The 26,032-nt window shown below is 64.1% G+C and carries 23 protein-coding genes; 9 read left to right on the forward strand and 14 right to left on the reverse strand.

Features of this window, described 5'->3' with window-relative positions; all coding sequences use genetic code 11:
* The first annotated feature begins 74 nt into the window (after positions 1 to 74).
* Both MSG32_RS11745 and MSG32_RS11750 read left to right on the forward strand, forming a co-directional pair.
* Positions 75 to 515 carry a VOC family protein gene (locus tag MSG32_RS11745; RefSeq protein ID WP_248379829.1) on the forward strand — a complete coding sequence of 147 codons (441 nt, stop codon included), beginning with the start codon at positions 75 to 77 and terminating at the stop codon, positions 513 to 515.
* Positions 516 to 800: 285 nt separating this feature from the next.
* On the forward strand, positions 801 to 2,027 hold the full coding sequence (locus MSG32_RS11750; RefSeq protein WP_248379831.1) for a diguanylate cyclase: 1,227 nt from the start codon (positions 801 to 803) through the stop codon (positions 2,025 to 2,027).
* Positions 2,028 to 2,068: 41 nt separating this feature from the next.
* Here the strand turns inward: MSG32_RS11750 and MSG32_RS11755 are convergent, their stop codons facing one another.
* Positions 2,069 to 2,815, reverse strand: coding sequence for a phosphatase PAP2 family protein (locus MSG32_RS11755; RefSeq protein ID WP_248379833.1), 747 nt, complete (start codon positions 2,813 to 2,815; stop codon positions 2,069 to 2,071).
* 469 nt (positions 2,816 to 3,284) lie between these two features.
* Between MSG32_RS11755 and MSG32_RS11760 the strand changes: the two genes are divergently transcribed.
* Entirely contained in the window at positions 3,285 to 3,791 is a 507-nt protein-coding gene (locus MSG32_RS11760) for an META domain-containing protein (protein ID WP_107335638.1), read from the forward strand.
* 109 nt (positions 3,792 to 3,900) lie between these two features.
* Here MSG32_RS11760 and MSG32_RS11765 read toward each other — a convergent pair whose 3' ends face one another.
* Entirely contained in the window at positions 3,901 to 6,744 is a 2,844-nt protein-coding gene (locus tag MSG32_RS11765; RefSeq protein WP_248379838.1) for a valine--tRNA ligase, read from the reverse strand.
* Positions 6,745 to 7,006: 262 nt separating this feature from the next.
* Between MSG32_RS11765 and MSG32_RS11770 the strand changes: the two genes are divergently transcribed.
* Positions 7,007 to 9,961, forward strand: a complete 2,955-nt coding sequence (locus MSG32_RS11770) for an ATP-binding protein (protein WP_248379839.1) — start codon at positions 7,007 to 7,009, stop codon at positions 9,959 to 9,961.
* Between the two features lie 15 nt (positions 9,962 to 9,976).
* Here the strand turns inward: MSG32_RS11770 and MSG32_RS11775 are convergent, their stop codons facing one another.
* The 3 genes from MSG32_RS11775 to MSG32_RS11785 all read right to left on the reverse strand — a co-directional run bounded on the left by MSG32_RS11775 (position 9,977) and on the right by MSG32_RS11785 (position 13,429).
* Positions 9,977 to 10,447 (reverse strand): DNA polymerase III subunit chi, encoded by a 471-nt coding sequence (locus tag MSG32_RS11775; protein ID WP_043333207.1) that lies wholly within the window; start codon positions 10,445 to 10,447, stop codon positions 9,977 to 9,979.
* Between the two features lie 221 nt (positions 10,448 to 10,668).
* Complete coding sequence (locus MSG32_RS11780) at positions 10,669 to 11,763, reverse strand: branched-chain amino acid aminotransferase (protein WP_043333205.1); 1,095 nt, start codon at positions 11,761 to 11,763, stop codon at positions 10,669 to 10,671.
* 145 nt (positions 11,764 to 11,908) lie between these two features.
* Positions 11,909 to 13,429, reverse strand: a complete 1,521-nt coding sequence (locus MSG32_RS11785) for a leucyl aminopeptidase (protein WP_248379840.1) — start codon at positions 13,427 to 13,429, stop codon at positions 11,909 to 11,911.
* Positions 13,430 to 13,841: 412 nt separating this feature from the next.
* On the opposite strand from MSG32_RS11785, the gene lptF reads away from it, so the two are divergent.
* From lptF to MSG32_RS11800, 3 genes are read left to right on the forward strand one after another with little or no spacing between them, the layout of a single operon-like run.
* Positions 13,842 to 14,936: an LPS export ABC transporter permease LptF gene (lptF, locus tag MSG32_RS11790; protein ID WP_082388186.1), complete on the forward strand. Its 1,095-nt coding sequence runs from the start codon at positions 13,842 to 13,844 to the stop codon at positions 14,934 to 14,936.
* On the forward strand, positions 14,936 to 16,018 hold the full coding sequence (lptG, locus tag MSG32_RS11795) for an LPS export ABC transporter permease LptG (protein ID WP_248379841.1): 1,083 nt from the start codon (positions 14,936 to 14,938) through the stop codon (positions 16,016 to 16,018). The genes lptF and lptG overlap by 1 nt, the downstream gene beginning before the upstream one ends.
* Entirely contained in the window at positions 16,011 to 16,475 is a 465-nt protein-coding gene (locus MSG32_RS11800; protein ID WP_235506925.1) for an RDD family protein, read from the forward strand. Before lptG ends, MSG32_RS11800 begins: the two co-directional genes overlap by 8 nt.
* Before the next feature lie 173 nt (positions 16,476 to 16,648).
* Here the strand turns inward: MSG32_RS11800 and MSG32_RS11805 are convergent, their stop codons facing one another.
* Positions 16,649 to 17,473, reverse strand: a complete 825-nt coding sequence (locus MSG32_RS11805; RefSeq protein WP_107335632.1) for a hypothetical protein — start codon at positions 17,471 to 17,473, stop codon at positions 16,649 to 16,651.
* 616 nt (positions 17,474 to 18,089) lie between these two features.
* Between MSG32_RS11805 and MSG32_RS11810 the strand changes: the two genes are divergently transcribed.
* Positions 18,090 to 18,293 (forward strand): bacterioferritin-associated ferredoxin, encoded by a 204-nt coding sequence (locus MSG32_RS11810; RefSeq protein ID WP_043333196.1) that lies wholly within the window; start codon positions 18,090 to 18,092, stop codon positions 18,291 to 18,293.
* A gap of 408 nt (positions 18,294 to 18,701) precedes the next feature.
* Positions 18,702 to 19,181: a bacterioferritin gene (gene bfr / locus MSG32_RS11815; RefSeq protein ID WP_043333195.1), complete on the forward strand. Its 480-nt coding sequence runs from the start codon at positions 18,702 to 18,704 to the stop codon at positions 19,179 to 19,181.
* 93 nt (positions 19,182 to 19,274) lie between these two features.
* Here bfr and MSG32_RS11820 read toward each other — a convergent pair whose 3' ends face one another.
* The 8 genes from MSG32_RS11820 to MSG32_RS11855 all read right to left on the reverse strand — a co-directional run bounded on the left by MSG32_RS11820 (position 19,275) and on the right by MSG32_RS11855 (position 25,898).
* On the reverse strand, positions 19,275 to 20,396 hold the full coding sequence (locus tag MSG32_RS11820; RefSeq protein WP_248379842.1) for a 5-(carboxyamino)imidazole ribonucleotide synthase: 1,122 nt from the start codon (positions 20,394 to 20,396) through the stop codon (positions 19,275 to 19,277).
* 3 nt (positions 20,397 to 20,399) lie between these two features.
* Positions 20,400 to 20,918 (reverse strand): 5-(carboxyamino)imidazole ribonucleotide mutase, encoded by a 519-nt coding sequence (gene purE / locus MSG32_RS11825; RefSeq protein ID WP_043333193.1) that lies wholly within the window; start codon positions 20,916 to 20,918, stop codon positions 20,400 to 20,402.
* Between the two features lie 221 nt (positions 20,919 to 21,139).
* On the reverse strand, positions 21,140 to 21,397 hold the full coding sequence (locus MSG32_RS11830; RefSeq protein ID WP_225996526.1) for a DUF1653 domain-containing protein: 258 nt from the start codon (positions 21,395 to 21,397) through the stop codon (positions 21,140 to 21,142).
* Positions 21,398 to 21,470: 73 nt separating this feature from the next.
* Entirely contained in the window at positions 21,471 to 22,355 is an 885-nt protein-coding gene (gene tcdA, locus MSG32_RS11835) for a tRNA cyclic N6-threonylcarbamoyladenosine(37) synthase TcdA (RefSeq protein ID WP_248380150.1), read from the reverse strand.
* 215 nt (positions 22,356 to 22,570) lie between these two features.
* Positions 22,571 to 23,509 carry a pseudouridine synthase gene (locus tag MSG32_RS11840; protein WP_248379843.1) on the reverse strand — a complete coding sequence of 313 codons (939 nt, stop codon included), beginning with the start codon at positions 23,507 to 23,509 and terminating at the stop codon, positions 22,571 to 22,573.
* 131 nt (positions 23,510 to 23,640) lie between these two features.
* Entirely contained in the window at positions 23,641 to 24,477 is an 837-nt protein-coding gene (locus tag MSG32_RS11845) for a DNA-binding domain-containing protein (protein WP_248379844.1), read from the reverse strand.
* Positions 24,474 to 25,418, reverse strand: coding sequence for a DUF692 domain-containing protein (locus MSG32_RS11850; protein ID WP_248379845.1), 945 nt, complete (start codon positions 25,416 to 25,418; stop codon positions 24,474 to 24,476). Before MSG32_RS11850 ends, MSG32_RS11845 begins: the two co-directional genes overlap by 4 nt.
* 213 nt (positions 25,419 to 25,631) lie before the next feature.
* Positions 25,632 to 25,898: a hypothetical protein gene (locus MSG32_RS11855; protein WP_197738697.1), complete on the reverse strand. Its 267-nt coding sequence runs from the start codon at positions 25,896 to 25,898 to the stop codon at positions 25,632 to 25,634.
* Positions 25,899 to 26,032: the final 134 nt, after the last annotated feature.

A 26,032-nucleotide genomic window follows, 5' to 3' on the forward strand; every position in this document is an offset into this window, starting at 1 on the left:
CCGAGCCAGCTACGCTCGGCGCACGTCTTTTCCGTCCTCAGTGCTGCCCCAACCACCGTTCAAGAGAGTGATCCATGCAATATCTGCACACCATGCTGTGTATCCGTGATGTCGACGCTTCACTGCATTTCTTCCGTGACCTGCTCGGCATGGTCGAGATATCGCGCAAGGATTCCGAGAAGGGCCGCTTCACGCTGATCTTCCTGGCAGCCCCGCAGGATGCCGAACGTGCCCGCGAGATGCAGGCGCCGATGCTGGAACTGACCCATAACTGGGACCCGGAAGAATACGAAGGTGGGCGCAACTTCGGTCATCTGGCCTATCGCGTCGAGGATATCTACGCCACCTGTCAGCATCTGATGGACAACGGCGTGACCATCAATCGCCCGCCGCGTGACGGCCACATGGCGTTCGTGAAGAGCCCGGATGGGATTTCGCTGGAGCTGCTGCAGGCCGGTGACGCCCTTGCGCCGCAGGAACCCTGGGCCTCCATGAGCAACACGGGCAGCTGGTAAGCAAGCAAGGCCGCATGTTGACGTGTGCGTAAGCGTCGCATCCAGGCAACGCAATAGCCGAATTATGACTGGTGCATCGCCCAGCAGGGCTTATGATGTAATGAAGTTCATAAGCCCCGTAGCATGATGAGTAACATGTCGTGCTCGGCCTTTGTGGAGTGTCATCGCGGCAGGCAGCTATACCTTCTTCCTTTCTCTTGCTGCCCGCCTGCCGCGATGTTGCACCTCCTTGAGTCGCGTGAGGGACCGCCACGCGGACACTGCCTAGCTGGCAAGGACTGCCTGATGCCGAGAGTCATAAGCGCCTGGCTACGTCATGAACCACGATTGCTCGCCGTGGAGCATCGTCGTTTCTACCATGCCTATCTTTGGGTCTATCTGATGCTGATGGGCCTCTTCGTGGTGTGGGTCCCCTTCTTCACTCTCTTCAACGAGCCGCGGCTGGCATTCGTCAGCGGCATCATGGCGCTCGTGTCCGTGCTGGGCGTGATGCTGCACCGGGCGCATCAACTGACGCTGGGTCTGGCCCTGATGATGAGCGCCTTGACGCTGATGGCCTGGCTCTCGGTTTTCTGTTTCGGGCTCTCGGCGGGCTATGAGTACTATTTCTTCATCGTGATGGCCGGTATTCACCTGGCCCCGCTGGCGGCGCGTGTTCGAGTGGTGACGACCCTGATGCTGTTCATGGCGGCTGTCTCGGCACTGATGGTCTCGCCAGTCCTGCATGAGGACGGCGTCCTGTCGGCCTGGGTGCTGCAATCGACCAATCTGTTCGCGGTCTTCCTGATGATGGTCACCTTCCTGTGGCGCATGCTGGCACTTACCGAACATTTCGAGCGTCAGTATCTGAAGGATGCCAGTCGTGATGAATTGACCGAATTGCTCAATCGCCGCCAGATATTGCGCCACGCCGAGGACTGGTGGCGTGACGGAGTGCCCTGTGCGGCCTTGATGCTGGATGCGGACAACTTCAAGCGCGTCAATGACCTGCATGGCCATGCCGTCGGAGATGAAGTGCTGCGTCATCTGGGCCGCCTGCTGACGGCCACACTGCGTCAGGGCGATCGCGCCGGGCGTGTCGGTGGCGAGGAGTTCCTGGTGCTGCTGCCACGTATCGGGCGCACCGAGGCCATTTCCGTGGCGGGACGCATGCGCTCCCTGCTGGCCAAGTCTCCTCCGGTCTTCGCCGGCACGCCGGTGCCGGTCACGGTTTCCATCGGCGTTGCCATCAGTCATGAGGTCGATTCGCTGGATGAGCTGATGCAGCTGGCCGACAGGCGGCTGTATCACGCCAAGCACAATGGGCGTGATCAGGTGGTGGCCGGTGGGGAACACGAGATGACAGGCCTTGCCACGCCCGATGTCAGCCCTCCGCCCCCCGGCAATGACGGCGGCGGACTTGGCAAGGCAGAGGCCGTGGAGGAGGGCGCTCGCTGCAAGGAGGATGACCGCCAGGAAAAGCAGCGCCACAAGGATTCCAGCCCTTTCTCGCGGACCCCCCTCGTCGGCTGACCTGAGTTCAGGTTCTTGAGTGCAGGTTCACGAATGCTGCTTCAGGAGCGCTGCTTGAATCGGGCCAGCGCGTTCTCCATGCCATGGACAACGGTGGTCGCCAGTGGTGTGCACAGCACCCAGGGCAACGCGATCAGTGCAATGCTGAGCGAGCCCAGATAGACATCGCTGAACCAGTGAGCGCCGACCATGATCCGCGGAGCGCTCAGCAGTACCACGAACGCCAGGCTGCACAGCGCGATGCGGCGCGGTGCGAAGGCCAGCATGAAACTCGCGAATACCATCAGCATCAGGCCGTGATCCCCCGGGAAGCTGTTCGACGCCGAATCCTTGGTCTTGAAGGACACCAGCTCGGAGAGATGCTGTGCGTGGCTGAAGAAGCGCGTCGGGCTGGCATGGCCATAGCTGATGGCGCGCAGCACGAACAGCGAGAGCAGGCCCGCCGTCAGCAGCATGGTGATGCCGATGCTGGTCCAGCGGCGATAGCGGGCAGGCTGCTGATCATTGAGCATCGCCCAGCAGAACAGTACCCCCATCATGGCGAAGGCTACGGCGTCGAAGGCGCGCGTGTTCAGAATGCCGAGCAGCGTGTCCCAGTGCGGATTGAGCGGTGTGATGAACTGGTTGAAGTCCCAGAAGACATCGCTGTCGAGGGTGGGCCAGAAATCCAGCGCCGGTATCCACCAGCACGCCAGCAGCGCCACTCCCAGCGCATTCAGGAACACCAGTCGTCGCAGATTGAATCCTGTCTGCGCCCTGCGCGGGCGGGGCGGGTGCGAGGGTTGCACGTGCGGGGCCTGCTGCGAACCACTGACTCGCTGTGAAGACGCAGTATCAGCGGCGTGCAAGGAAGGACTGTCGGGGGCGGCGGGAGTCATGTCGTGTCAGCTCTGCGGGGCTCATGTCGGGATAGGCTCACTCAGGTCGGTAGCTCGCTGGCTCGGTGGCCAGAGGACTCGAGACAGGCGACGCTGAGTGGCGATCTGGTCGAAATTCTAGAGCAGGCTTCGCTTTGAAAACACTGTTTTCAAAGTCGGCGAGGTGGACAGATGGTTGCGTCCATCGCGTTGCTGGCAAGCTGGCGGTAGTCCGGCAGGTGACATTCAGGCGCATGTCGTGAGGGCCTGTCGTTCATGACAGCCGTGCGCATGATCGCTACCCTTGCTGTCATGTCTGTTCCTTACCCACCGTTCTTTCCGTCTGCCGGGTGACTGCCGTTGCCGGCAATGTCACCGGCGGGCGCCACAGGAGTCATCCATGTCCGTTACCGTGCGTCGTCTATCGCGTTATACCTCCGTGGGGTTCGCTATCTCCTTGCTGGCTGGCTGCGCGGCCATGACACAGCATCCGCAGGGCAGTGACTCATCGGGTGCCGCTGCTCCTGCCCTGGTGGGCACCCAATGGAGTTTCTCCGCCACGGATGCCAGTGAAGAGGCCGCCAACTTCCTGCTGCAGCCCCCCAGTCAGCAGCAGCTGGCAGACGAGGAGGACGACCGTCTGCGTCTGGTCGGCAGCAATGGTTGCAACCGCCTGATGGGGCCGGTGGTGCTGGATGAGTCGCGTCAGACGCTGGATATCGGTCCGCTGGCCTCGACCATGAAGATGTGTCCCAACCCCGAGCAGTCCAACGCCTTCAATCGCATGCTCGAGGATGTGGCCAGTTATCAGATCATCGGCAGCGGTGAGAGTGCTCGGCTGCGCGTGATGGATGACACCGGCTATCTGCTGGCGACCTTCATGCCGCTGGAAGGCGCCGCCGAGTAATTGCTCGGCGCGCTTGTAAGGCGATTCGCGAGCGGGCTGCCAGAAACGAGAAAACCCCCTGCACCGTTCGGTGCAGGGGGCTTTTGCTTGCGTGAAGCGCGAGCGTGACTTACAGCGCTTCGATCTTGACGCGCTGGCTTTCCAGCAGCGCAAGTTCCGCCTGGGCGTCGGCCAGCTTGGCGCGCTCCTTCTCGACCACATCAGCCGGTGCACGACCGACGAACTTCTCGTTGCCGAGCTTGTTCTCGAGGCCGGTGATGACCTTCTGCTGCTTCTCGTGCTCCTTGTCGATGCGCTTGAGCTCGGCTTCCTTGTCGATCAGGCCTGCCATCGGCACCAGCACTTCCAGCTCACCGACGCGCTGGATGGCGGACATCGGGGCTTCGTCGCCTGCCGCCAGGAAGGTGATGCTTTCCAGACGTGCCAGCTTGGAGAGGAACAGGCGGTTGGCTTCCAGACGCTCGGCATCGCCAGCCGCGCCGTTCTGCAGGAAGACTTCCAGCGGCTTGGCCGGTGACAGGTTGAGCTCGCCGCGCACGTTGCGGATGGCGATGATGATGCCTTTCAGCCACTCGATATCGCGGATGGCCTGCTCATCGATCCGGTCGGCTTCGGCCTGCGGCCACGCCTGACTCATGATGCTCTCGCCTTCCACCGGCTTGCCGGCGTGCGGTGCGATACGCTGCCAGATCTCCTCGGAGATGAACGGCATCATCGGGTGGATCAGGCGCAGGATGGTCTCGAGGGCGCGCACCAGGGTGCGACGCGTGCCGCGCTTGGCTTCGATGCTGGCGTTGTCGTCCCACAGAACCGGCTTGGACAGCTCCAGATACCAGTCGCAGTACTCGTTCCAGATGAACTCGTAGAGCGCCTGGGAGGCGTGGTCGAAGCGGAACTCTTCCAGCGCGCGGGTGACCTGCTGCTCGGTCTGCTGCAGGCGCGCGATGATCCAGCGATCGGCCAGCGACAGTTCGACGGCTTCGCCGTTGACGCCGCAATCCTGGTCCTCGGCATTCATCAGCACGTAGCGCGCCGCATTCCACAGCTTGTTGCAGAAGTTGCGATAGCCATCGAGACGGCCCATGTCGAACTTCACGTCACGCCCGGTGGAGGCGAGTGACAGCAGGGTGTAGCGCAGCGCATCGGTACCGTGAGGCTCGATGCCTTCCGGGAATTCGTTGCGGGTGGCCTTGGCGATCGCCTTGGCCTTCTTCGGCTGCATCATGTTGCCGGTACGCTTCTCGACCAGCTCCTCGATGCCGATGCCGTCGATCAGGTCGATGGGATCAAGCACGTTGCCCTTGGACTTGGACATCTTCTGACCGAGACTGTCACGCACCAGACCATGCACGTAGACCTTGCGGAACGGCACTTCACCCTTGAACTTCAGGGTGAACATGATCATCCGCGCCACCCAGAAGAAGATGATGTCGAAGCCGGTGACCAGCACGTCGGTGGAGTGGAAGGTCTTGAGCTCTTCGGTATCCGCCGGCCAGCCGAGGGTGCCGAAGGTCCACAGCGCGGAGCTGAACCAGGTGTCGAGGACATCTTCGTCCTGACGCAGTTCGACGTCGGCACCCAGGTTGTTCTCGGTGCGGACTTCTTCTTCATTGCGGCCGACATAGACGTTGCCGTCGTTGTCGTACCAGGCCGGAATGCGGTGGCCCCACCACAGCTGACGCGAGATGCACCAGTCCTGCAGGTCGCGCATCCACGCGAAGTACATGTTCTCGTAGTTCTTGGGCACGAACTCGATGTCGCCGTTCTCGACCGCTTCGATGGCCGGACGCGCCAGCTCCTCGACGGCCACGAACCACTGGTCCGTCAGCAGCGGCTCGATGACATCGCCGGAGCGGTCACCGTGCGGCAGGGTGTTGTTGACGGCCTCGACCTGCTCCAGCAGGCCCAGCGCGTCCATGTCGGCGACCAGCTTCTCGCGGGCGACGAAGCGATCCAGACCGGCGTAGGCGGCCGGCAGGCTGGCGTCTTCCTGGGGCTGCGGACGGCCCTGGAGGTCATAGATCTCGGCGCGCTCCAGGATGGTGGCATCCTGGCTCATCACGTTGATCAGCAGATGGCCCTGACGCTTGCCGACTTCGTAGTCATTGAAGTCGTGGGCCGGGGTGATCTTGACGCAACCGGAGCCTTTTTCCATGTCGGCGTGTTCATCGGCGACGATGGGGATGCGACGGCCGACCAGCGGCAGCTCGATGAACTTGCCGACCAGGCTTGCGTAGCGCTCATCCTTGGGATTGACGGCCACGCCGGTGTCACCCAGCAGGGTTTCCGGGCGCGTGGTGGCGACGATGACGTAGTCCTTGCCATCGGCGGTCTTGACGCCATCGGCCAGCGGATAGCGGAAGTGCCAGAAGCTGCCCTGCTGATCGCGGTTCTCGACTTCGAGGTCGGAAATCGCGGTGTGCAGGGTCGGGTCCCAGTTGACCAGACGCTTGCCGCGGTAGATCAGGTCTTCCTTGTGCAGGCGCACGAAGACTTCCTGTACCGCCTTGTAGAAGCCGTCATCCATGGTGAAGCGCTCGCGCTTCCAGTCGATGCTGGTGCCCATGCGACGCAGCTGGCGGGTGATGTTGCCGCCGGACTCTTCCTTCCACTCCCAGATCTTGTCAGTGAAGGCTTCGCGGCCGAGATCATGACGGGTCTTGCCTTCTTCGGCGGCGACCTTGCGCTCGACCAGCATCTGGGTGGCGATACCGGCATGGTCGGTGCCTACCTGCCACAGGGTGTTGCGACCCTGCATGCGGCGCCAGCGGACCAGGGTGTCCATGATGGAATCCTGGAAGGCGTGGCCCATGTGCAGGGAGCCGGTGACGTTGGGCGGCGGGATGACAAGTGAGAAGCTCTCGCCCTGGCCTGACGGCGCAAAGCGGTTGTCGGATTCCCAGCGCTCGTACCAGCGCGTCTCGATGGCGTTCGGTTGGTAGGTCTTGTCCATGGGTCTGCATTGATCCGGTTGGGCGGGGCGTCCCGCGCCGGCTCAAGGAGCGGTCAGCGCAGGCAGAAAATGGGCTCGATTATAGCGCCGCTGATGACGGGCGTCATTCGGTCTTGGCGGGCAGGCCCTCGTGGCGTCTGGCAGACCCTGTTTTCACAAAGCAGGCAACATCCACGCACTGATGCCGTATCCTGTTGCGACCTCATGAGCCGAGGCTTGCCGCCTCGCACACTTCCCATTCTCTCACGCTCGCGGAGCCGCAATGTCCAAGCCTCGCCCCACGGACGGTGCCCCTCGTCCGACACGTCGTTGGGTCTGGCATGAACTGCTGCGTCATGCGCTGGTGCCATTGCTGGTGCTCGAGGTGGCGCTGCTGGGCTGCTATCTGGTGTTGCACTGGCTGGTCTCCGGGCAGCAGGACTCCACGCGCAGTGAGCTGGTGAATACCCAGCTCGAGCAGCTGACCCATTACGAGGCAGAGCACATCAGTCTGCTGGCGGACGACTGGCGCAGCGATGCCCGCCAGCTGGCGCGCAGCACTCTGCGTCACATGGACACCCCCGTGACGCCCCGCCAGCGCGAGCAGGAGCTGCAGCGCCACATGAGTGCGGGCGACGGCACCCTGTACGTCGCCGAGAATGATGGTGGCGCCGGCTCCTATTACTCCTCGCTGGTGCCCAGCTATCTGCAGGACCACGACAAGGTGGTGCGCCTCTCGACAATGGACGCCCAGGTGTCGGACATGCTCGCCACGCAATCCGAGCTGCGCCAGATCTGGTTCTCCGGCTACGACGGCTACTTCCGCATATCGCCGTGGACCGATACCCGCAACATCTTCACGCCCGGCGTCGACCTCACCAGCTACGGCTTCTACTACCTGGCGGATGACCGCAACAACCCGAGCCGTGGCGCCGTCATCACGCCGCCCTACCAGGACCCGGTCGGCAGCGGTTGGCTGGTCTCGACGCTGATGCCGGTCCATCGCGGCGACTTCCTCGAAGGCGTGGTCGGCATCGACGTCACCCTCGATTCTCTGGTCGAGCGGCTCGAGAATGCCGAGCTGCCCTGGGGCGCCTATCTGATTCTGGTGAGTGACGATGTCGTCATGGCCATGCCGCGTGTCGGCGAGCAGGATTTCGGCCCCCAGCCCGATCCTGAAGTGGTGCCGATGCCGCTGCTGCACGATCGTTTCCTCGATACGGCGCATGATGTCGAGAACTCCCCGGCCATGGCGCACCTGCTGCGCAGCATCTCGGATGAGGCGCAGGGCGTGCGCAGCGTTGCCTTGCTCGCCGGCGAGCGGCTGATCGGCTGGCAATCGGTGCCGGGCACCGACTGGCGGTTGCTGGCGGTGGTGGATGCGCAGCAGGTCAACAGCGGCATCGATATCTGGAATGAGCGTTTCAATCAGCTGGGCTACGTGATGCTGGTGGGGCTGATCCTGTTCTTCTTCGCCCTGCTGGTGGTAATGCGTTGGCGGGCCGAGGCCATGGCGGCCACCCTGTCCGAATCACTGGCACGCCTCAGCGACATGGCGCTGCGCATCGGTCGCGGCCAGCCCGTGGTCCGCGAGCGCTTCCAGCTGCAGGAGCTGGACCAGGCCGGTGAGGCATTGCGCGAAGCAGCTCAGCGCCGTGACCAGATCGAGCTTGAACGCGCCGAAGGTGCGCGGCACGTCGAGATGGTGATGGCGGCCTCCGGTGATGCCACCTGGCGCTATGACTTCGATCAGGATGATCTCTACCTGCACGAGAATTTCTTCCTGATGCTGGGGCTGCCGGTACGCGCCAGCATGCATCTCGCGGACCTTGACGCCATGACGCACCCGGAAGACCTCGTCGGTCTGCTCGAGGCGCGCTGGCGAGTCATGCACGGTGAGAGCTGGGCCGAGGCACGTGACGTGCGCTATCGGCATGCGCGTGGTCACTGGGTCTGGGTGCAGATCCGCGGCCAGATCACCCGGCGTGATCATGAGGGCCGGCCACAGCGCGCCACCGGGCTTGCGCTGGACATCCAGCGCCACAAGCAGTCACTCAAGCTGCTGGAGGCGGCCCGCGACAGTGCCACCGAGGCCAGCCAGTCCAAGTCGCGTTTCTTCTCGAGTTTCAGTCACGAGATTCGCACCCCGCTCAACGCCATCATGGGCTTCACGGATCTGCTCTGCGAAGAAGCCGACCTGACCCGCGAGCAGCGCCGCTACGTGGATGAGGCCAGTCATGCGGCGGCGCAGCTGTCGGCGCTGATCGAGGACGTGCTGCAGATGTCGAGTCTGGAAGCCGGTGACCTGCCGCTGGATTGCCAGCCCCTCTCGGTGGGTCAGAAGCTGATCCGGCTGGCAGGGCAATATCAGCCGCGCCTGGAAAGTGCCAATCTGACGCTATCACTGGCGCTGGAAGGCGAGTCACTGTGGTTGAATGCCGACCAGCGTCGTCTGGATCAGATTCTCGGCAACCTGATGGGCAACGCCATCAAGTACAACCGCGAGGGGGGCTGGATTCGTCTGGCCATCGGCCAGGAGCGCAATGCCAGCGGAGTGGAGATGGGCTGGGTGGAAATCACCGATGGCGGCTTCGGCTTTGATTCCGCGCAGGCGGTCCAGCTGTTCCAGCCGTTCTCGCGTCTGGGACGAGAAGATTCAGGCATCGAGGGCACCGGGCTCGGGCTGGCGCTGTCGCGGGAGCTCGCCCGCCGCATGGGCGGTGACATCACGGCGCGGGGCGAGCTGGGCGAAGGCGCCAGCTTCCGGGTCTGGTTGCCGCTGGCGGATGTCAGCGCCCATGAGCGCGTCGTCCAGGCGGCGTGGTCGGCGGAGAAGGTGCTGCCGGTGCCCTGTCGCTGGCTGGTGATCAGCACGCGGGCGCAGGACCGTCTGCGCCTCGAGGTGATCGGCAGTCACGTCGCCAATCTGGAGATCATCATCGCCAGCAGTGCGGCCCAGGCGTTGCGCCTGGTGCGAGATGTCAGCCCGTGTCTGGTCATCTTCGGCGATGTGCCGGACATGAACGTGGCCGCGCTGTTCGCCGAGATCCAGCGCATGCCGCGCGAACTGCCGTTGTGGGCCGTGCGTATCGGGGGGCGTGACGCCAGCGAGGCCGCAGGCGGCCTGCCCGAGGCCTTCTTCGACAGTGGTGAAAGTCCGCCCGGCATGGACGATATCGAGCGCTGGATGACGCATCTGATGGTCAACTTCCAGCGTGCCTGCGATACGGACCGCTGACGCATGGCGTGTCGCTCAGCTGACGCCCTTGAGCTGATGCGAGCGCACGGCATAACCGCGTGACTTGTAGGTGCGCCAGCATTCGCGCTTGGTCACCAGCACATCCTGATGCTGATTGATGATCTCGGCGACGCGCTCGAAGCGTGAGAACCACTCGGGAATCTCGGGGTGCAGGTTGAGCAGCGCCTCGATACCCGGCGCCGGGGCGTCCTGCCAGCCGATGGTGACCGGCGGGCGCGGCACGTCATCGGCGTGTTCGGCCTCGCGGGCGGCCATGTCGAGATCGATATCCAGCGCATGGGGCACGAAGCTTTCCGGGCGGAACTGCCACAGATGCTCATCGAACTGACGCGCCATCGCCTCGTCCTCGACATGCACATGCAGGCGAAAGCCCTTGGCGTGGATGGTCTCGGCCAGCCGGCAGGCGAATTCCAGCCGGGCTTCCAGCGTGGTGTCGGGCAGGATGTAGAAGTCGATCTGGGTCATGGGCACCGCTCGGGCAAGGAATTCTCGAGCGCTCAGGATACCGCACTCGTCGCGCGGCTTCGATGCAGCCTGCCTCCCGTGACATCTTTCCGCAGTCAGATATCCGCGCGCCAGAAACCCCAAGGCCCGCCTCGAGAGAGGCGGGCCTTGGGGTTTCGGTCATCCTGCAAGCCACAGGGGCAGGCTCGAGGGCTTGTTCCAGAGAACTAATGTCAGTGCACTTATGCCAGACGCGTCATCCAGCCACGCGTGTCTTCGGCGCGACCGTATTGCAGATCCAGCAGCTGGCTGCGCAGACGCATGGCGACATCACCGGCGTTGGCGGTCAGGTCGAGGCGACCTTCTTCACTGACCAGCTCGCCCACCGGGGTGATGACGGCGGCGGTACCACAGGCGAACACCTCGGTGATCTCGCCGGAGGCGATGCCTTCACGCCACTCGTCGATGCTGATCGGGCGTTCTTCCGGCGTCAGGCCCAGATCGGTCGCCATGGTCAGGATGGAGTCACGGGTGACACCTTCCAGAATGGTGCCGGTCAGGCGCGGCGTGACCAGACGGCCGTCCTTGAAGACGAAGAACAGGTTCATGCCACCCAGTTCCTCGACCCACTTGTTCTCGGCGGCGTCCAGGAACACGACCTGGTCACAGCCATTGGCGGAAGCTTCGCTCTGCGCGGCCAGTGAACCCGCGTAGTTGCCGCCGCACTTGGCGAAACCGGTACCGCCGGCGGCCGCACGGTTGTAGTGCGAGGACAGCCAGATGGAGACCGGCTTGATGCCGCCCTTGAAGTAGGCCGCCACCGGTGAGGCGATCACGTAGTAATCGACTTCACGCGACGGACGCACGCCGAGGAAGGCTTCACTGGCGATCATGAACGGGCGCAGATAGAGGCTGCATTCGTCACTGACGCTGGCCGGAGTCGGCACCCAGGCGCTGTCCTGTGCGAGCAGGGCCTTGAGCGAGCCGACGAAGTCCTCGTCGGACAGCTCCGGCAGTGCCAGACGGCGTGCGGAGTTGCGGAAACGTGCGGCGTTCTTCTCGGGACGGAAGGTCCACACCGAGCCGTCTTCATGACGGTAGGCCTTGATGCCTTCGAAGATTTCCTGGGCGTAGTGCAGTACCGAGGCGGCGGGGTCGAGGCTCAGCGGGCCGTAGGGGCGGACTTCATGGCCGTGCCAGCCGCCGTCGGCGGTCCAGCGTACATGGGCCATGTGATCGCTGAAGTGACGGCCGAAGCCGGGATTGGCCAGAATGGTGTCACGAACGGCAGCATCCGCCGGTTGCGTGGACGCGCGGACGTCGAAGCCTTTGGTCACGTGGGTGTCTCCGTAGCAGCGAGACCCCCGACGCGGAACGCCGGGGGTCGAATCATTTTTATAGGACCTCTCGGGTCAGCGGTGCCGAGTGGCGTCGCGACCCGCGTGTCTCAACGCTAGCACGCTATCGAGAGCATGCGAAGCCTCAGACGGTCTCTTCCTGCGGGGCGCTGAGTTCCGCTTCGCGATCCAGCAGGTATTGGGTCAGAAGGCCCACCGGGCGGCCGCTGGCGCCTTTCTGCTTGCCGGACATCCAGGCGGTGCCGGCGATGTCCAGATGCGCCCACGGGAAGGTGTCCGCGAAGCGGGACAGGAAGCAACCTGCGGTGATCATGCCGGCTTCGCGACCGCCGATGTTGGCGATGTCGGCGAAGTTGGAATCCAGCTGCGCCTGATATTCGTCCCACAGCGGCATGTGCCAGGCGCGGTCCCAGGCTTCTTCGCCGGCGTCGAGCAGGTCGAGCGCCAGGTCATCATCGTTGGAGATCAGGCCGGTGGCGTGATTGCCCAGCGCGATGACGCAGGCGCCGGTCAGGGTGGCGATGTCGACGACGCTGGCCGGCTCGAAGCGCTCGGCGTAGGTCAGCGCATCACACAGCACCAGACGGCCTTCGGCGTCGGTGTTGAGGACTTCGACGGTCAGGCCCTTCAGGGTCTTGATGATGTCGCCCGGCTTGGTGGCGCGGCCGTCCGGCATGTTCTCGGCGCTGGCCACGATGGCCACCACGTTGAGCTTGGGCTTGAGTTCCAGCACGGTGCGCATGGTGCCGAACACGCTGGCCGCGCCGCCCATGTCGTACTTCATCTCGTCCATGCCGGCGCCCGGTTTGAGCGAGATGCCGCCGGTATCGAAGGTGATGCCCTTGCCGACCAGCACGTGCGGAGCTTCGTTCTCGTCTTCCGCGCCGCGGTATTCCATCACGATCAGGCGGCTCGGCTCTTCACTGCCGCGGCCGACCGACAGCAGGGACAGGGCGCCGAGCTCCTCGAGCTCTTCCTCGCCGAGCACGGTCACTTTCAGGGCGCCATCGGAGGCAGCACCCAGTTGCTCGGCACGCTCGCCCAGGTAGCGCGGCGTGCAGATGTTGCCCGGCAGATTGCCCAGCGTGCGCGCTTCATTGACGCCCATGCCGATGGCGGCACCGACGCGCAGGCCGGCTTCCAGCTCGGCCTGACGCTGCTTGTCGGCACTAACCACGTTCAGGCGGGTCAGAGAGACGGGCTCGCCCGGCTTGCTCTTCATCTCGGTGAAGCGATAGGCAGTGCGCAGCGCGCTCTCGGCGATCATGCGCGCCATCCAGTCAGCCTCGCGCAGCTCGAGATTCAGCTCGAGACCAGCGAAGGCCGCGTCTTCGATGGGCAGCTTGAGCAGGGCGGTCATGGCGGCGTCGAGGCCACGCTTGTAACGGCTTTCGTCGAGCTTTTCCTCACTGCCGAAACCGGCCAGCAGCAGGCGCTGAGCGCCGAGGCCCGGAGCGAAGGGCACCAGCAGGGTATTGCCGAGCTCGGGCTTGAAGTCGCCGCGCTCGATCAGCTGGGAAATCAGCTTCTCGCTGGCATCGTCGAGTCGTGCCGCAGCACCGGTGAGGTCGCCCTCGATGACAGGTACCACGATGCAGGCGGTTTCAAGCTGGGCCGGATTGGCAGTGACTACAGGAAATTCCATGGCAACTCCACGCGCGCGAGTGAGGGTACGAAGATGAACAGTACAAGGATGAAGGATGTCGTCAGGCCAGGCGTGCCCGGCTCGCGGCGACATCGGGGTCATGGTCTGGATGGGGGCGCAGGCCGCTCATGACAAGCTGAGCTGGCATGCACGAGTGAGGGCAGTCCATCATGTCAGGCTGTCCACGTGCAATGCCTGCAGCCGCGACAAGGCAGCATCCTTTCTGGATAATGCTGCTGCATGAGGGGGAGCCGCTCCCGTCCAGTCTTCAGACCCGTGCCGCCAGTGTACGCAAAGGCTGCGCACCATGCATGAGGGGGATGATGCCTTCATGTGATCACGACCATTCCTCCACCGGCTATCATCGATCTGGTCAACACGCTCGCTTGCGAGCGGGAAACAGGAGTTCCACTTGATCATCTTCCGCTACCTGACACGCGAGATACTCACCACCATGGCCGCCGTGGCCGGGGTGCTGATGCTTGTCATCATGGGCAGCCGATTCATCCGCTATTTCAGTGATGCGGCGGAGGGGGATTTCCCGGCGTCGATTCTCGGCAGTCTGATGCTCTATCACCTGCCGGGTTTCTTCGAACTGCTGCTGCCGCTGTCCTTCTTCCTCGCCGTGTTGCTGGCCTTCGGTCAGCTGTACATGAACAGCGAGATCACCGTACTGGTCGCCTGTGGCGTCGGCCCGGAGCGCCTGCTGCGTGTCACCCTGCTGCCGGCGCTGTTGATCACGGCGCTGGTCGCGGCCTGCAGTCTCTATCTGACGCCTGCCGGCGCGCTCAAGAATGAGCTGTTGCTCGAGCAGCAGAAGCAGAAGACCGACTTCTCGATTCTCGGCGCGGGACGCTTCCAGGAGATCGGCAATCGCACCGTCTATGCCGAGAGCATGAGCGATGACAACAGCGAGCTGGAAAACGTCTTCATCGCCGAGGCAGGTGACAGCAATGCCGCCAGCACGCCCGACAGCGAACCGAGCCAGTCGGTGGTGCGCGCCGAGCGTGCCTTCCAGGAAGTCAGCCCCGAGACCGGCAGTCGTTATCTGGTCTTGAGCGACGGCACGCGCTACGGGGTGGAGCCGGGCAAGGCGATCGCCCAGCGACTGGGCTTTGATCGCTACGGCGTGCGCATCACCGAGGGCCAGGACGCCGCGGCCCTCAAGGAAGACATCGAGCTTGCGACCACGGCGCAGCTCTGGGCTTCCGATCTTCCGGAGGCCAAGGCCCAGCTGCAGTGGCGCATCTCGCTGCCGTTGATGGTGCCGATCCTGATGCTGATCGGTCTGCCGCTGGCACGCGTCAATCCGCGTCAGGGGCGTTTTGCACGCCTGCTGCCGGCCATCTTCGTGCATATCACCTATCTCAGCCTGTTGATCGCGGCGCAGAATGCCGTCGCATCCGAGAAGTACCCGGCCGCCATCGGCCTATGGCCCATTCACGGCGTCTATCTGGCGCTCGGCATCTGGCTGAGCTGGCGCGACAACCGCGGAGGTGGCCGCTGATGCTGCTTGATCGTCTCGACCGTTACATCGCCCGCAATGTGCTGGTGGCCATGCTGGTGGTGCAGGTACTGATTCTCGGGCTCGACCTGATGATCACCTACATCAATGATCTGGGGGATGTGAAAGGCGACTACGGCGCCTTTGAAGTGCTCCTCTATCTGCTGATGCGTCTGCCGTCGCGCTTCTACGAATTCGTGCCGGTCGGCGTACTGCTGGGCGCCCTGATCGGGCTGGGCAGCATGGCCTCGAGCAATGAGCTGACCATCATGCGCGCCGCCGGTCGTTCACTGACGCGCATTCTGTGGGGCGTGATGAAGCCGCTGGGGCTGGTCATCGCCATCACCATGGCGGTCGGTGAATACGTCGCCCCTGTCACCGAACTGCAGGCCGACGCCTGGCGCGCCGAGAAGCAGCAGGGCGCAGGCGCCGTCTACGCGGAAGGCGGCGGCTGGCAGCGCGAGGGCAACGACTACTACCGATTCGGCTCGATTCGCAGCGATGATGTGGTGCTCAATGTGACCCGCTATCGCTTCGATGACGAGCGCCATCTGACCCAGGCGCTCTACGCCAAGCGCGCCGTCTGGGAGAGCGATGGCTGGACGCTGGAGGCGGTGCAGACCACCACCTTCGAGTCCCAGGATGGCGAGCCGAGCGCCACCACGGTGGCTCAGCAGGAGACCCGCGAGTGGGATACCCAGCTGACGCCGGACCTGCTCAAGCTGGTCATCAGCGACCCCAAGCAGCAGTCAGCCTCCGACCTGTGGCGCTATTCCCGCTACCTGCAGGACCAGGGCCTGTCGGCCAATCAGCCGCTGCTCTACTTCTGGCAGAAGATTCTGCAGCCGCTGACGCTGGCGGCGCTGGTGCTGGTGGCCGCCTCCTTCGTGTTCGGGCCCTTGCGCACGGTGGCGGCGGGGACACGGGTCTTCTACGGCATCGTGGTCGGCCTGCTGTTCAAGTATCTGCAGGACCTGCTCGCCCCGGCCTCGGTGGTGTTCGGCTTCGCGCCCATCTGGGCGGTGCTGGCGCCGATGCTGGCCTGTTACGTGATCGGCCTGCTGCTGATCCGGCGCAGTGGCTAGGGGCGCCCCGCACTCTCGCCGCCGTCTCGACCCGCAGGGAGCACGCCCTGCGGGCCTGATGCGGCGTCTGGGCGGCGTGGTCTATGACGCCTTCCTCGTGATGGCGTTGTTGATCGTGCTGGGTTTCATCGGGGTTGCCGTCAATGGCGGTGAGGCCAATCAGTCACCGCTGTTCCGCAGTCTGTTGCTGGTGGCGATGTTCGCCTTCTTCGGCGGCTGCTGGAGTCGCAGTGGCATGACGCTGGGCATGCAGGCCTGGCGACTGCGCATCGAGACGCCACAGGGTCATGTCCCGACACTGCAGCAGTGCTTGATACGCTTCGTGGTTGCCGGGCTGTCACTGGGTGCCTGCGGGCTGGGGTACGTCTGGCAGCTGTGGGACCCTGAGCAGCGCAGCTGGCAGGATATCGCCTCCGGCACTCGCGTGGTGGTGCTGCCCAAGCCGCGGCGCGAGTGAGGCACCGTCAGGGATTCTCTGGCGCATGCGCCGTGCAGGAAAGCAGTGAGCTCATCCAGAAGTCATCTCAGCCAGACGTGAGCTCAGCCAGAAGTGATCTCAGTTAGACAAGAAAACGCCCCGCCAGTCGATGACTGGCGGGGCGTTGTGTTTTCCGCGAGTGGAGGGGTTGATCAGACGCCCAGCAGGCCATCCAGGCGCGTGATGATGCGTTCCACGCTGGCGCGTGACACCACCAGGCTGTCTTCCTGCGCCGCCGTCTCGGGCAGCTCGCGCGGCAGGTCGATCACCGCGGTGCCCATGCCTTCCAGGCGCACGCCTTCACGGTAGCGCACGAAGGACAGCTGACCGATCGGACGCTGGCCATCGTGGTCGAGGCGCGCCAGACGCGTGAAGGCGCTGACGGTATCGAGCACCGGCGCGCTGGTCAGCGGCAGGTGTGTCAGGCGCCATGCCAGCCAGCCATCAATGTCAACGGCTTCATCGCGCAGGGTGGCGAACCAGTGGCGTGCCTGATCCAGGCGGTAGCGAGCACGGCCCTGCTTGTCGAGCCACAGCACGTCGGCGCTGGCCTGACGCGGGCTTTCCAGCTCGCCCGGCAGGTACAGCCAGGATTCGGTCAGGCGCTGCAGGGCGCCCGGCAGCGGCTCATCCAGGGTGCGCTCGTTGAGGGAGTCCAGCGCCGCGCTCAGGTCGCCCTGTTCCGCGCTCTCGCCGGTGTTGGAGTAACCGACGTTGTAGCGCCAGACGCGGTCGGAAATTTCCTGGGTGACCACGTGGTCATGGGGCAGAGCGATATGGCTCATCAGTTCACGCGCGTTGCAATGCTCATCCACCAGGCCTTCACGGCGGGCTTCACGATAGAGATTGCGCAGCAGCGGGGTCAGCGGCAGACGGTGGTGGTCACCGAAGCAGCTGCCGGCGTCGCGGACGGCGTCCAGATCAAGTGGCAGGTGGGACGTGGCGTGATGATCGGCGGTGGCGAGTTGTACTGACATGATATCGGGCTCCTTGCGGATTGGCGTTCGGAAATCGGCAGATAGGGCAACAGCAGACGGATTCAGGCCGGTCACGGCTTCAGCATGGCGCCCATCATCGGCATGCCGATGCGGGTCATGGCCATGAGGAGGCGGAGCGACGGAATCTCTTGCAGTGTCCTGTTCATGTTCTTTCCTGATTGCCTGGCGGGGCGTGGCAGTCATTTGCCTTCATCGTGACGCGGCGCTTCCCGTGAGCGAGGAGCTGGGCTGCGTTCGAGTGACCCGCCTGAGTGATCGGCTAGCGATGACTCATTATGTTTTGGTGCGATTGTTTTCGAATTGCATAAAAAATCGTTATACATACTAGCGGCCTCGTGTGAAATCGCAACCCTACCTTTCTGTCAGCCACGGGCCATCATTCTTTATACGGCGCTGGCTTTCCCCACGGCAATCGCTTTGTGAGGCTGATGTGGCCTGCTTATGACATCGTGTGTTCCGCAACCGCAAACCGGCCAGAAATCGCCTCGCTAAGTATTTGATATAACGTGTGAATGAGAATTTTTTGCAGTCAGGTGTTGCGCATGTTTCTGCGAATCATTTACATTTGTCTCACTTGGAGTGAGCGAGGTGAGCCATGTACGTCTGTCTGTGCAAAGGTGTGTCAGACCACAAGATCCGCGAAGTCGTGGAACAGGGAGCGCGCAGCTTCCGCGAAGTCCGTGAGCAGACCGGCTGTGCGACCCAGTGCGGCAAATGTGCCTGCATGGCCAAGACCATCACTCGCGAAGCGGTCGCGCGTGAAATGATGCCGGCAGAGGATCTCGCCTACGCGGTGTGATGCAGGCTCGAGCCGAGGCTCGCCTGTCGGCGACTGACACTCCAGTCGCCGCCCAGTCGCCGCGCTGCCCAGCTGCGTGATCCGTTCTCGTCGACTCCCGGCAAGTGCTCGCTTGCCTGACGCCCGCCACCTGGTCTCAAGACCGGGTGGCGGGCGTTTTCGTATGGGCGCCAGGCATTCCGGTGTCAGTCGCCACATGACAACGCGGATACCAATCCTTCCCATTTGCGCCTAAAAGTCGATAACTTGTTGGTATGTCTCGAAAAATTCATGTTTTTGCGCCATACTTGCCGCACCTGATCGATAGGGCACGCCTGACGTGCCCGCGCTGCGGCTGATGCATGCCGTCATCAGGCGCAGCACAGAACCTGACGCAAGCAGCAACCCTGACAAGAGAGGAATGGCGACATGAAAGGCGATCCCAAGATCATCGAGCATCTCAACACCATACTGGCCAACGAACTGGTCGCCATTAATCAGTACTTCCTGCATGCGCGCATGTACAAGGACTGGGGCCTCAAGCGCCTGGCCAAGTGGGAATACGACGAGTCCATCGAAGAGATGCGTCACGCCGACACCCTGATCGAGCGTATCCTGTTTCTGGAAGGTCTGCCCAACCTGCAGGACCTCGGCAAGCTGCGCATCGGCGAGAACACCAAGGAAATGCTCGAGTGCGATCTGGCGCTGGAGCACCAGGCACATGGCGATCTGAAGGAAGCGATCGCCTACGCCGAACAGGTTCGCGATTACACCTCGCGTGATCTGTTCCGCAAGATCCTCGACGACGAGGAAGAGCACATCGATCACCTGGAGACCGAGCTGGGCCTGATCGAGAAGGTCGGCATCGAGCTCTACCTGCAGAAGCAGATCCACCACGAGATCGACTGATTCCGTGGCGGCTCGCTGAGCCGTGCCGAAACGAAAACGCCCCCGCTGCCGATGGCAGCGGGGGCGTTTCGTCTTCAGTGGCGCAGAACCGGCTTACTTGCCCAGTTCATTGACCAGCAGCGCTTCGACAGCCGCGATGCGGGCGTCGAGGCTCGCCTTGTCGGCGGCCAGCAGCGTGATGTGGCCGATCTTGCGCCCCGCACGCGGCGCCTTGCCGTAGTCGTGCAGACGCGCGCCTGGGTTGGCGAGCACGGCGTCACGTTCCGGCATGCGGCCGATGATGTTGAGCATTGCGCAGGGCGTGAGCAGTGCGGTCTCGCCCAGCGGCATGCCGGCGACGGCACGCAGGTGATTCTCGAACTGGCTGGTGGCGGCGCCCTCGATGCTCCAGTGGCCCGAGTTGTGCACACGCGGTGCGATCTCGTTGGCCAGCAGGCGCTCGCTGCCATCGTCGTTTTTGACGACGAAGAACTCGAAGGCCATCACGCCGACATAGTCGAGCTCGTGCATCACCTTGAAGGCAGCCGCCTCTGCTTCGGCCTGCAGGCCGTGGGAGTCGAGCGGTGTGGAGCAGTGCAGGATGCCGCTGCGATGTTCATTGCGCGACAGCGGCCAGGCGCGCGTCTCGCCATCGCGACCGCGTACCGCGATCACCGAGACTTCGTGATCGAAGGCGATGAAGCCTTCCAGGATCAGCGGCACGCTGCCGAGTTCGGCGAAGGTGTCGGCGACGTCGGCCATTTCGCGCAGCACCTTCTGGCCCTTGCCGTCATAGCCCAGCGTGCGTGTCTTGAGCACGGCGGGCAGACCGATGGTCGCGACGCCCGCTTCAAGGTCCGCCTGGCTGTCGACCAGCGCCAGCGGCGGCACCTCGATGCCCAGACGCATGAACAGCGACTTCTCGCTCCAGCGGTCACGCGCGGTATCCAGGGCGCCAGCCGGCGGGAAGGTCGGGCGCTCGGCCGCCAGACGCGCGACGGCGTCCGCCGGCACGTTCTCGAATTCGAAGGTGATGGCGTCAGACGCCGCCACCAGCTGCGTCAGAGCCGCATCATCCTGCCAATCGGCGCAGAGATGATGACCGTGGACGCGACCGCAGGGCGAATCCGAAGGATCAAGGAAGGTGAAGCGGGCATTCAGGGCGGCGCCGGCCTGAGCCAACATGCGGCCCAGCTGACCGCCGCCGACGATACCGAAGCGGAACGGCTGGCTCATGGCTTACTCGCCTCCGTGGGACAGGCTGGGTGCGTCGGGGCGCGGGTCCGGATTGTCGAGCACACGGTCGGTCTGCTCGGCACGGAAGTTGATCAGCGCGGTGCGGATGGCCGGGTACTTGTTGGCCAGCTGGCTGGCGGCCAGCAGCGCGGCATTCACGGCACCGGCGCGGCCGATGGCCAGCGTGCCGGTGGGGATGCCGGCGGGCATCTGCACGATGGAGAGCAGGGAATCGACACCTGACAGCATGCTGGACTGCACCGGCACGCCCAGCACCGGCAGCCAGGTCTTGGCGGCACACATGCCCGGCAGATGCGCCGCGCCGCCGGCACCGGCGATGATGACCTCAAGGCCACGCTCGGCAGCGGTATCGGCATAGTCGAACAGCAGGTCGGGCGTGCGATGGGCAGAGACGACCTTGACCTCGTGTTCGATCCCCAGCGCTTCCAGGGTTTCGACCGTATGGCACATGGTCGCCCAATCCGATTTTGATCCCATGATGACACCAACCAGTGCGCTCATGCTTCCTCCGCTCTTGACGTGGTATGAACCAGCTCACAGTGCCTGCCAGACGTGCCGGGCAGTGCGCTGTGTGGGCGTGGCCGAGCCGCGCGGGCAGATCATGCCCGCAAGCGGCTCAATGCGTATGTCTGGAAAAACAAGCGGCGCAGTATAGCACCGCGACCGACAGGCGGCATGTACCTGTCTGGTCGGTCAGGATGTGGGTGCGGCAAGGCCGCGGATCAGCAGGACCACGCCGAGACCAGCGCGAAGCGTGGCACCGGCTCGCCCTGGATCTCGACGTTCTCCATGAACATGCTCAGCGGACGCACCCACAGCCCGCATTCACCATAAAGAGCACGATAGACCACCAGCAGCTCTTCGGTCTCGCTGTGGCGACTGGTGCCGATCACTTCGTACTGCGCGCCCTTGTAGTGGCGGTAGAGGCCCGGCACGGGACGATTTTCCGGCAGCGGCGGCATGGCAGGCAGGTCAGTCATGGCGATTTCCTTGAGGGTGAAGCCAAAAGCGAGAAGCGAGAAGCGGTGAAGCCAACAGCGATAAGCAGGCGTATCAGTCGGCAGCGTTCGGCGCATCAGCCACAGACGTGTCATCAGCGACAGGCGTGGCCTTGGCACCGCGGCGTGCGATGCGCGCCAGCGCGCGGGCAGCGGCGGTGAAGCCGAAGCTGCCGGTGACGAAGGTGGCCGCGCCGAAGCCGCCAGCGCAATCCAGGCGCGTGGCGCTGTCGCCGGGCTTGGTGGCACACACCTCGCCGTCGGCGCCGGGGTAGGTCAGCTGCTCGTCGGAATAGACGCACTCGACATCGAACCGGCGCTTCAGGTTGCGACTGAAATTGTAGTCGCGACGCAGCAGTGAGCGAACGCGCGCCAGCAGCGGGTCCTGCTCGGTGCGGGCGAGATCACCGATCTGGATGCGCGTCGGGTCGAGCTGGCCACCGGCGCCGCCCGTCACGGTCAGGCCCAGCTTGCGACGCTTGCACCAGGCGATCAGCGCCGTCTTGGCGGGCACGCTGTCGATGGCGTCGATGACGTGATCGAGGTCGTCGTGGATCAGCTCGGCGAGGTTGTCCGGCGTGACGAAGGCCGAGATGGCGTGGATCTTCATCTGCGGCGCGATCAGCTGGCAGCGCTCGGCCAGCACCTCGACCTTGGGACGACCGATCTGGCCATCCAGCGCATGCAGCTGACGATTGACGTTGGAGACGCAGACATCATCGAGATCGATCAGCGTCATCTCGCCGATGCCGGAGCGAGCCAGCGCCTCGGCGCTCCAACTGCCGACGCCGCCGACACCGATCACCGCGACATGCGCGTGGCGGAAGTGGGCGAAGGCGCTGGCACCGTAGAGGCGGCGGATGCCGCCGAAGCGGATGTCGTAGTCATCTTCTGCGGGGGCCTGACTGGCAGCGCCGGCCGCAAAGAAGCTCTCCAGCATCCGTTCGCTGGCGGAGGGCGTGCTGGCGTGGGTCGACGGCTCGCCTGTGTGCTTGCGGTCAGGGCTCTGTTCTTCAGAGCTTTTGTTTTCAGAGCTTTTATGGTCAGAGCTCTGCTGTTCTGGGCTCATGTCGGTCGAGTCCGGGGTGTCGGAAGAGGTGGTCATGCGCAGCTCGCGAATCTCGGGGGAACGGGTGGCAGTCGGCAGGGGCACGCTCAGTCAGCCGGGTCGTCGGCGGTCGCATCGAGCCAGTGTCTGGTCGGGCGCTCTGCCAGATGTTCAGCGTAGCGTTCGGGCAGATGGCCCAGCCAGCCGAAGCGCTCCATCAGTGCCGCGTAGGCACCTTCTGGCGGACACGACAGGCTCAGCCAGCCGCCCTCGGGGTGAGGAAGCTCAAGCCCGACAGCCGCCAGCAGCAGGCGGGGGCATTCCAGTGTCGTGGCGAAGTAGCGATTGTAGTTGCCCTTGCCGTGCTTGGCGTCGCCGATGATCGGGTAGCCACGGCGTGACAGGTGACGGCGAATCTGATGGCGGCGGCCGGTCAGCGGACGGGCCTCGACCAGCGAGAAGCGCGACTGCGGATAGCGATCGATGGCGATGGGCAGCTCGACCTGTGCCAGGCGGCGCGTGTCGGTGATGGCTTCCTGCTCCGGCATCTCGGCCTTGGGCAGCTTGCCATCTTCCTTGCGCAGGCCGTAATCGAGGCGTTGCTGCTCGGGCGCGACGCCGCGCACTATCGCCAGATAGCGCTTGCTGACCTGCTGCTCCTCGAAGGCGGTGCTCAGCTTGCGCGCCGCCTGGGGCGAGAGGCCGAACACCATCAGCCCTGATGTGGGGCGATCGAGGCGATGCACGGGGAAGACATGCTGGCCGATCTGGTCGCGCAGGCGCTGAAGCAGAAACTCGGTCTCGTGCTTGTCGATGGGGCTGCGGTGCACCAGCAGGCCCGATGGCTTGTGGACCACCACCAGCACTTCATCCTGGTACAGGATGTCGAGTGGCTCGGCGGGTTCAGTCAGCTCAACAGGCTCAGCCGGCTCAGTCACCTCAGCAGACTTGCCCTCGAGGGGCGTTGGCGTGGCGTCCGCCATCGGCGCAGGTGTCTGAGGCGCCGTCGGCGCGTCGGAGTGCGGAGCATCAGGAGAAAAGGGCATGGGCATCACGGCAGCAGGAAGACGAAAGCCGACCATCGCAATGAGGGTCGGCGTGTATTGTCCGGCTTTCGCCGCTGGCTGTCATGTCCGGCGTGGCGTCGGGCGCGGATGCCTGATGACAGGGCCTGATGTCAGGGCCTGATCAGCAGACCGGCGGCGAGCCACTGCACCAACAGGTTGATCGCGACGCCCGGGGCTTGCTCTGCCCCCACCTGCGGCGTCAGCAGCTCACCGAGCCGTCCGAAGCTCAGGCCCTCGTCTCCGGCCGCGAGGATGGCGCCGAGAGCCAGGTCCTCCAGCGCATCGAGAGAGCGATAGTGCACCTCGGGCGCGCCAGCGGTGGGCTGGCGCCAGACGATCCAGGGCGTGGGCGTGTCGGACTCGACCGGTGCGCGTGGCGGCTCATCGTTGTCGATGGCCTTCCAGATGGCCGGCGTATCGAAGTGGAACGAGAAGCGCTTGAGGGACGGATGCGCTGCCAGGGTCAGCTCTGGCCACTCCGCGGGGGCCAGCGTCTGCAGGGTCTCGACACTCAGCGGGGTGCTGTCCACCACATCCAGCGCCAGCCCCAAAGCCCACTCGAAGGCGGCCATCTCGGTGACCAGGGAGCGCTCGGGTTCGCGCGCCGCGACGAAGGCCGGGAAATGCTGGCCGGCCCAGCGAATCGAATAATGACTCGGCGGGTGGGCCGCGAGGTAGTCACGACACAGTAGCCCGAAGGCGTCATCGCCGATCAGGGTGTGCACGGCCTCGAAATCCCCGCCGAAGACCTCGAACAGCCGCAGCCGATAGGCCATCGCGTAGATGTCGAGGCGCTCCTCGGCGCTGGCAAGCTGATCACTGATGACGGCCTCGGCCGCTGCGCTGCGGGTGTCAGGGCTCGGCGTCGCGAGGTAGGCGCCCGTGGTCTCCTGCAGTTGCATCAAGGCGCTGCGATCAGCACCGCCTGCGGGGCTTGCTTGCGTCATGCGCGCAGCCCTCCGTGGTCTGGCGTCTGATTCGCGCGCGTGGCATCCGTCAGCGGACGACCACTGCGGTGGCGCAGCTCGGCGTACTCCTGCATCAACTCCGACCAGGGCGGGAAGTTGTCGTCACGCTCGATCATGGTGGCGACATCGCCGAAGCGCTCCCGCGCGGCGTCATACAGCGTCCACACGGTGTCCGGGACGGGCTGGTCATGGGTGTCGATGCACAGCTCGCCGCCGGAGACTTCCTGCCGGATATGCCCGGCCAGATGGTGCTGCCAGACGCGCTCTGCCGGCATGGCGTCCAGATAGGTCAGCGGGTCGAAGCCATGATTGTGGCTTGAGACGATGACGTTGTTCAGGTCGAGCAGGATCAGGCAGTCGGCGCGGCGGCTGACCTCGGCCAGAAACTCCCATTCGCTCATCTCGTCAGGACGCCAGGTCAGATAGCTGGAGACATTTTCCAGCAATAACTGACGGCCGAGCGCGTTCTGGACCTGATCGATGCGTTCGGCCAGATGGTCGATGGTGGCATCGGTATAGGGCAGCGGCAGCAGGTCGTGGAACTGATGCGCGCCGGTACGCGTCCAGCACAGGTGATCGGAGACCCACAGCGGTTCGATCCGCTCGCACAAGGCGCGCAGCTCGCGCAGGTAACGGCTGTCGATGGGATGGCTGCCACCGATGGACAGCGAGACGCCATGCAGGGCGATGGGGTAGTGCTCGCGGACACGCTCGAGGTGATGCAGTGGCTTGCCGCCGGCACTTAGACCTCCGGATTCGCTGGCGCCGTGGCCCATGTAGTTCTCGCTGATGGCCTCGAACCAGTCGATGTCCGGCAGCGTCGTCAGAATCTCGTGATAGTACTCGGGGCGCAGGCCCAGCCCCTGACCGATACCGGCGCTGGCGGGCGTGGGCAGGCGAGCGGTGACAGCTGTCGTCATGCGTGAGTCCTCTTCTGAGCGAAGGCAGAGGGTGCGGAAAAGGGCGAGGCAGAGGGCGAGTCAGGAGAGCTGAAAGACACCCGCAAGGGATCCCGGACAGAAACCGAGCCAGAACCAGAGCCAGAATCAGGAACGGGAGGACGGTGTGCCGTCCTCCCGTCGGGAATTCGCCAGAGGCGCCTGCCAGGGCAGACGCCTCTGCGTGCCTGAGGATCAGCCCTCGACGACAGTACCACCTTCGCCGACACAGGATTCAGCGCTGGCAGTGTACGACCAGCCCTGGCCCTTGCAGGCGTTGTGGCCCTTGCAGGCGCTGTTGGCGGTCGCGCATTCGGAGGTGCCCTTGCAGGAGTTGATGCCGGAGCACTTCACGGCATTGTCACCGGCGTGCACCGGCAACGAGGTCAGGGCGGCAGTGGAGAACAGCGCGGCGGCAGCGGCGGCGAAGGTAGCGGCAGTAACGGTCTTCTTCATGGTCATGATGGCTTCCTATCGGGCAGGGCCCGTATTTTTTGAATTATGGATCAGGAACATCGTGGCACCCGCTTGCGTCAGACAGCTCGTTCAGGCGGGTCATGACGTCATACGCCGTCAAAATAAAGTTGGATGCGGTA

The sequence above is a fragment of the Cobetia sp. 1CM21F genome (assembly GCF_023161745.1).
Taxonomy (GTDB): Bacteria; Pseudomonadota; Gammaproteobacteria; order Pseudomonadales; family Halomonadaceae; genus Cobetia; species Cobetia amphilecti.

Coding starts and splice junctions, on each gene's coding strand:
- MSG32_RS11750 (WP_248379831.1), top strand. CDS start 801: ATGCCGAGAGTCATAAGCGCCTGGCTACGTCATGAACCACGATTGCTC.
- bfr (WP_043333195.1), top strand. CDS start 18,702: ATGAAAGGCGATCCCAAGATCATCGAGCATCTCAACACCATACTGGCC.
- MSG32_RS11770 (WP_248379839.1), top strand. CDS start 7,007: ATGTCCAAGCCTCGCCCCACGGACGGTGCCCCTCGTCCGACACGTCGT.
- MSG32_RS11845 (WP_248379844.1), bottom strand. CDS start 24,477: ATGACGCAAGCAAGCCCCGCAGGCGGTGCTGATCGCAGCGCCTTGATG.
- purE (WP_043333193.1), bottom strand. CDS start 20,918: ATGAGCGCACTGGTTGGTGTCATCATGGGATCAAAATCGGATTGGGCG.
- MSG32_RS11765 (WP_248379838.1), bottom strand. CDS start 6,744: ATGGACAAGACCTACCAACCGAACGCCATCGAGACGCGCTGGTACGAG.
- MSG32_RS11805 (WP_107335632.1), bottom strand. CDS start 17,473: ATGTCAGTACAACTCGCCACCGCCGATCATCACGCCACGTCCCACCTG.
- MSG32_RS11760 (WP_107335638.1), top strand. CDS start 3,285: ATGTCCGTTACCGTGCGTCGTCTATCGCGTTATACCTCCGTGGGGTTC.
- MSG32_RS11850 (WP_248379845.1), bottom strand. CDS start 25,418: ATGACGACAGCTGTCACCGCTCGCCTGCCCACGCCCGCCAGCGCCGGT.
- MSG32_RS11855 (WP_197738697.1), bottom strand. CDS start 25,898: ATGACCATGAAGAAGACCGTTACTGCCGCTACCTTCGCCGCCGCTGCC.
- lptG (WP_248379841.1), top strand. CDS start 14,936: ATGCTGCTTGATCGTCTCGACCGTTACATCGCCCGCAATGTGCTGGTG.
- MSG32_RS11810 (WP_043333196.1), top strand. CDS start 18,090: ATGTACGTCTGTCTGTGCAAAGGTGTGTCAGACCACAAGATCCGCGAA.
- MSG32_RS11785 (WP_248379840.1), bottom strand. CDS start 13,429: ATGGAATTTCCTGTAGTCACTGCCAATCCGGCCCAGCTTGAAACCGCC.
- MSG32_RS11775 (WP_043333207.1), bottom strand. CDS start 10,447: ATGACCCAGATCGACTTCTACATCCTGCCCGACACCACGCTGGAAGCC.
- tcdA (WP_248380150.1), bottom strand. CDS start 22,355: ATGCTGGAGAGCTTCTTTGCGGCCGGCGCTGCCAGTCAGGCCCCCGCA.
- MSG32_RS11745 (WP_248379829.1), top strand. CDS start 75: ATGCAATATCTGCACACCATGCTGTGTATCCGTGATGTCGACGCTTCA.
- MSG32_RS11820 (WP_248379842.1), bottom strand. CDS start 20,396: ATGAGCCAGCCGTTCCGCTTCGGTATCGTCGGCGGCGGTCAGCTGGGC.
- MSG32_RS11830 (WP_225996526.1), bottom strand. CDS start 21,397: ATGACTGACCTGCCTGCCATGCCGCCGCTGCCGGAAAATCGTCCCGTG.
- MSG32_RS11840 (WP_248379843.1), bottom strand. CDS start 23,509: ATGCCCTTTTCTCCTGATGCTCCGCACTCCGACGCGCCGACGGCGCCT.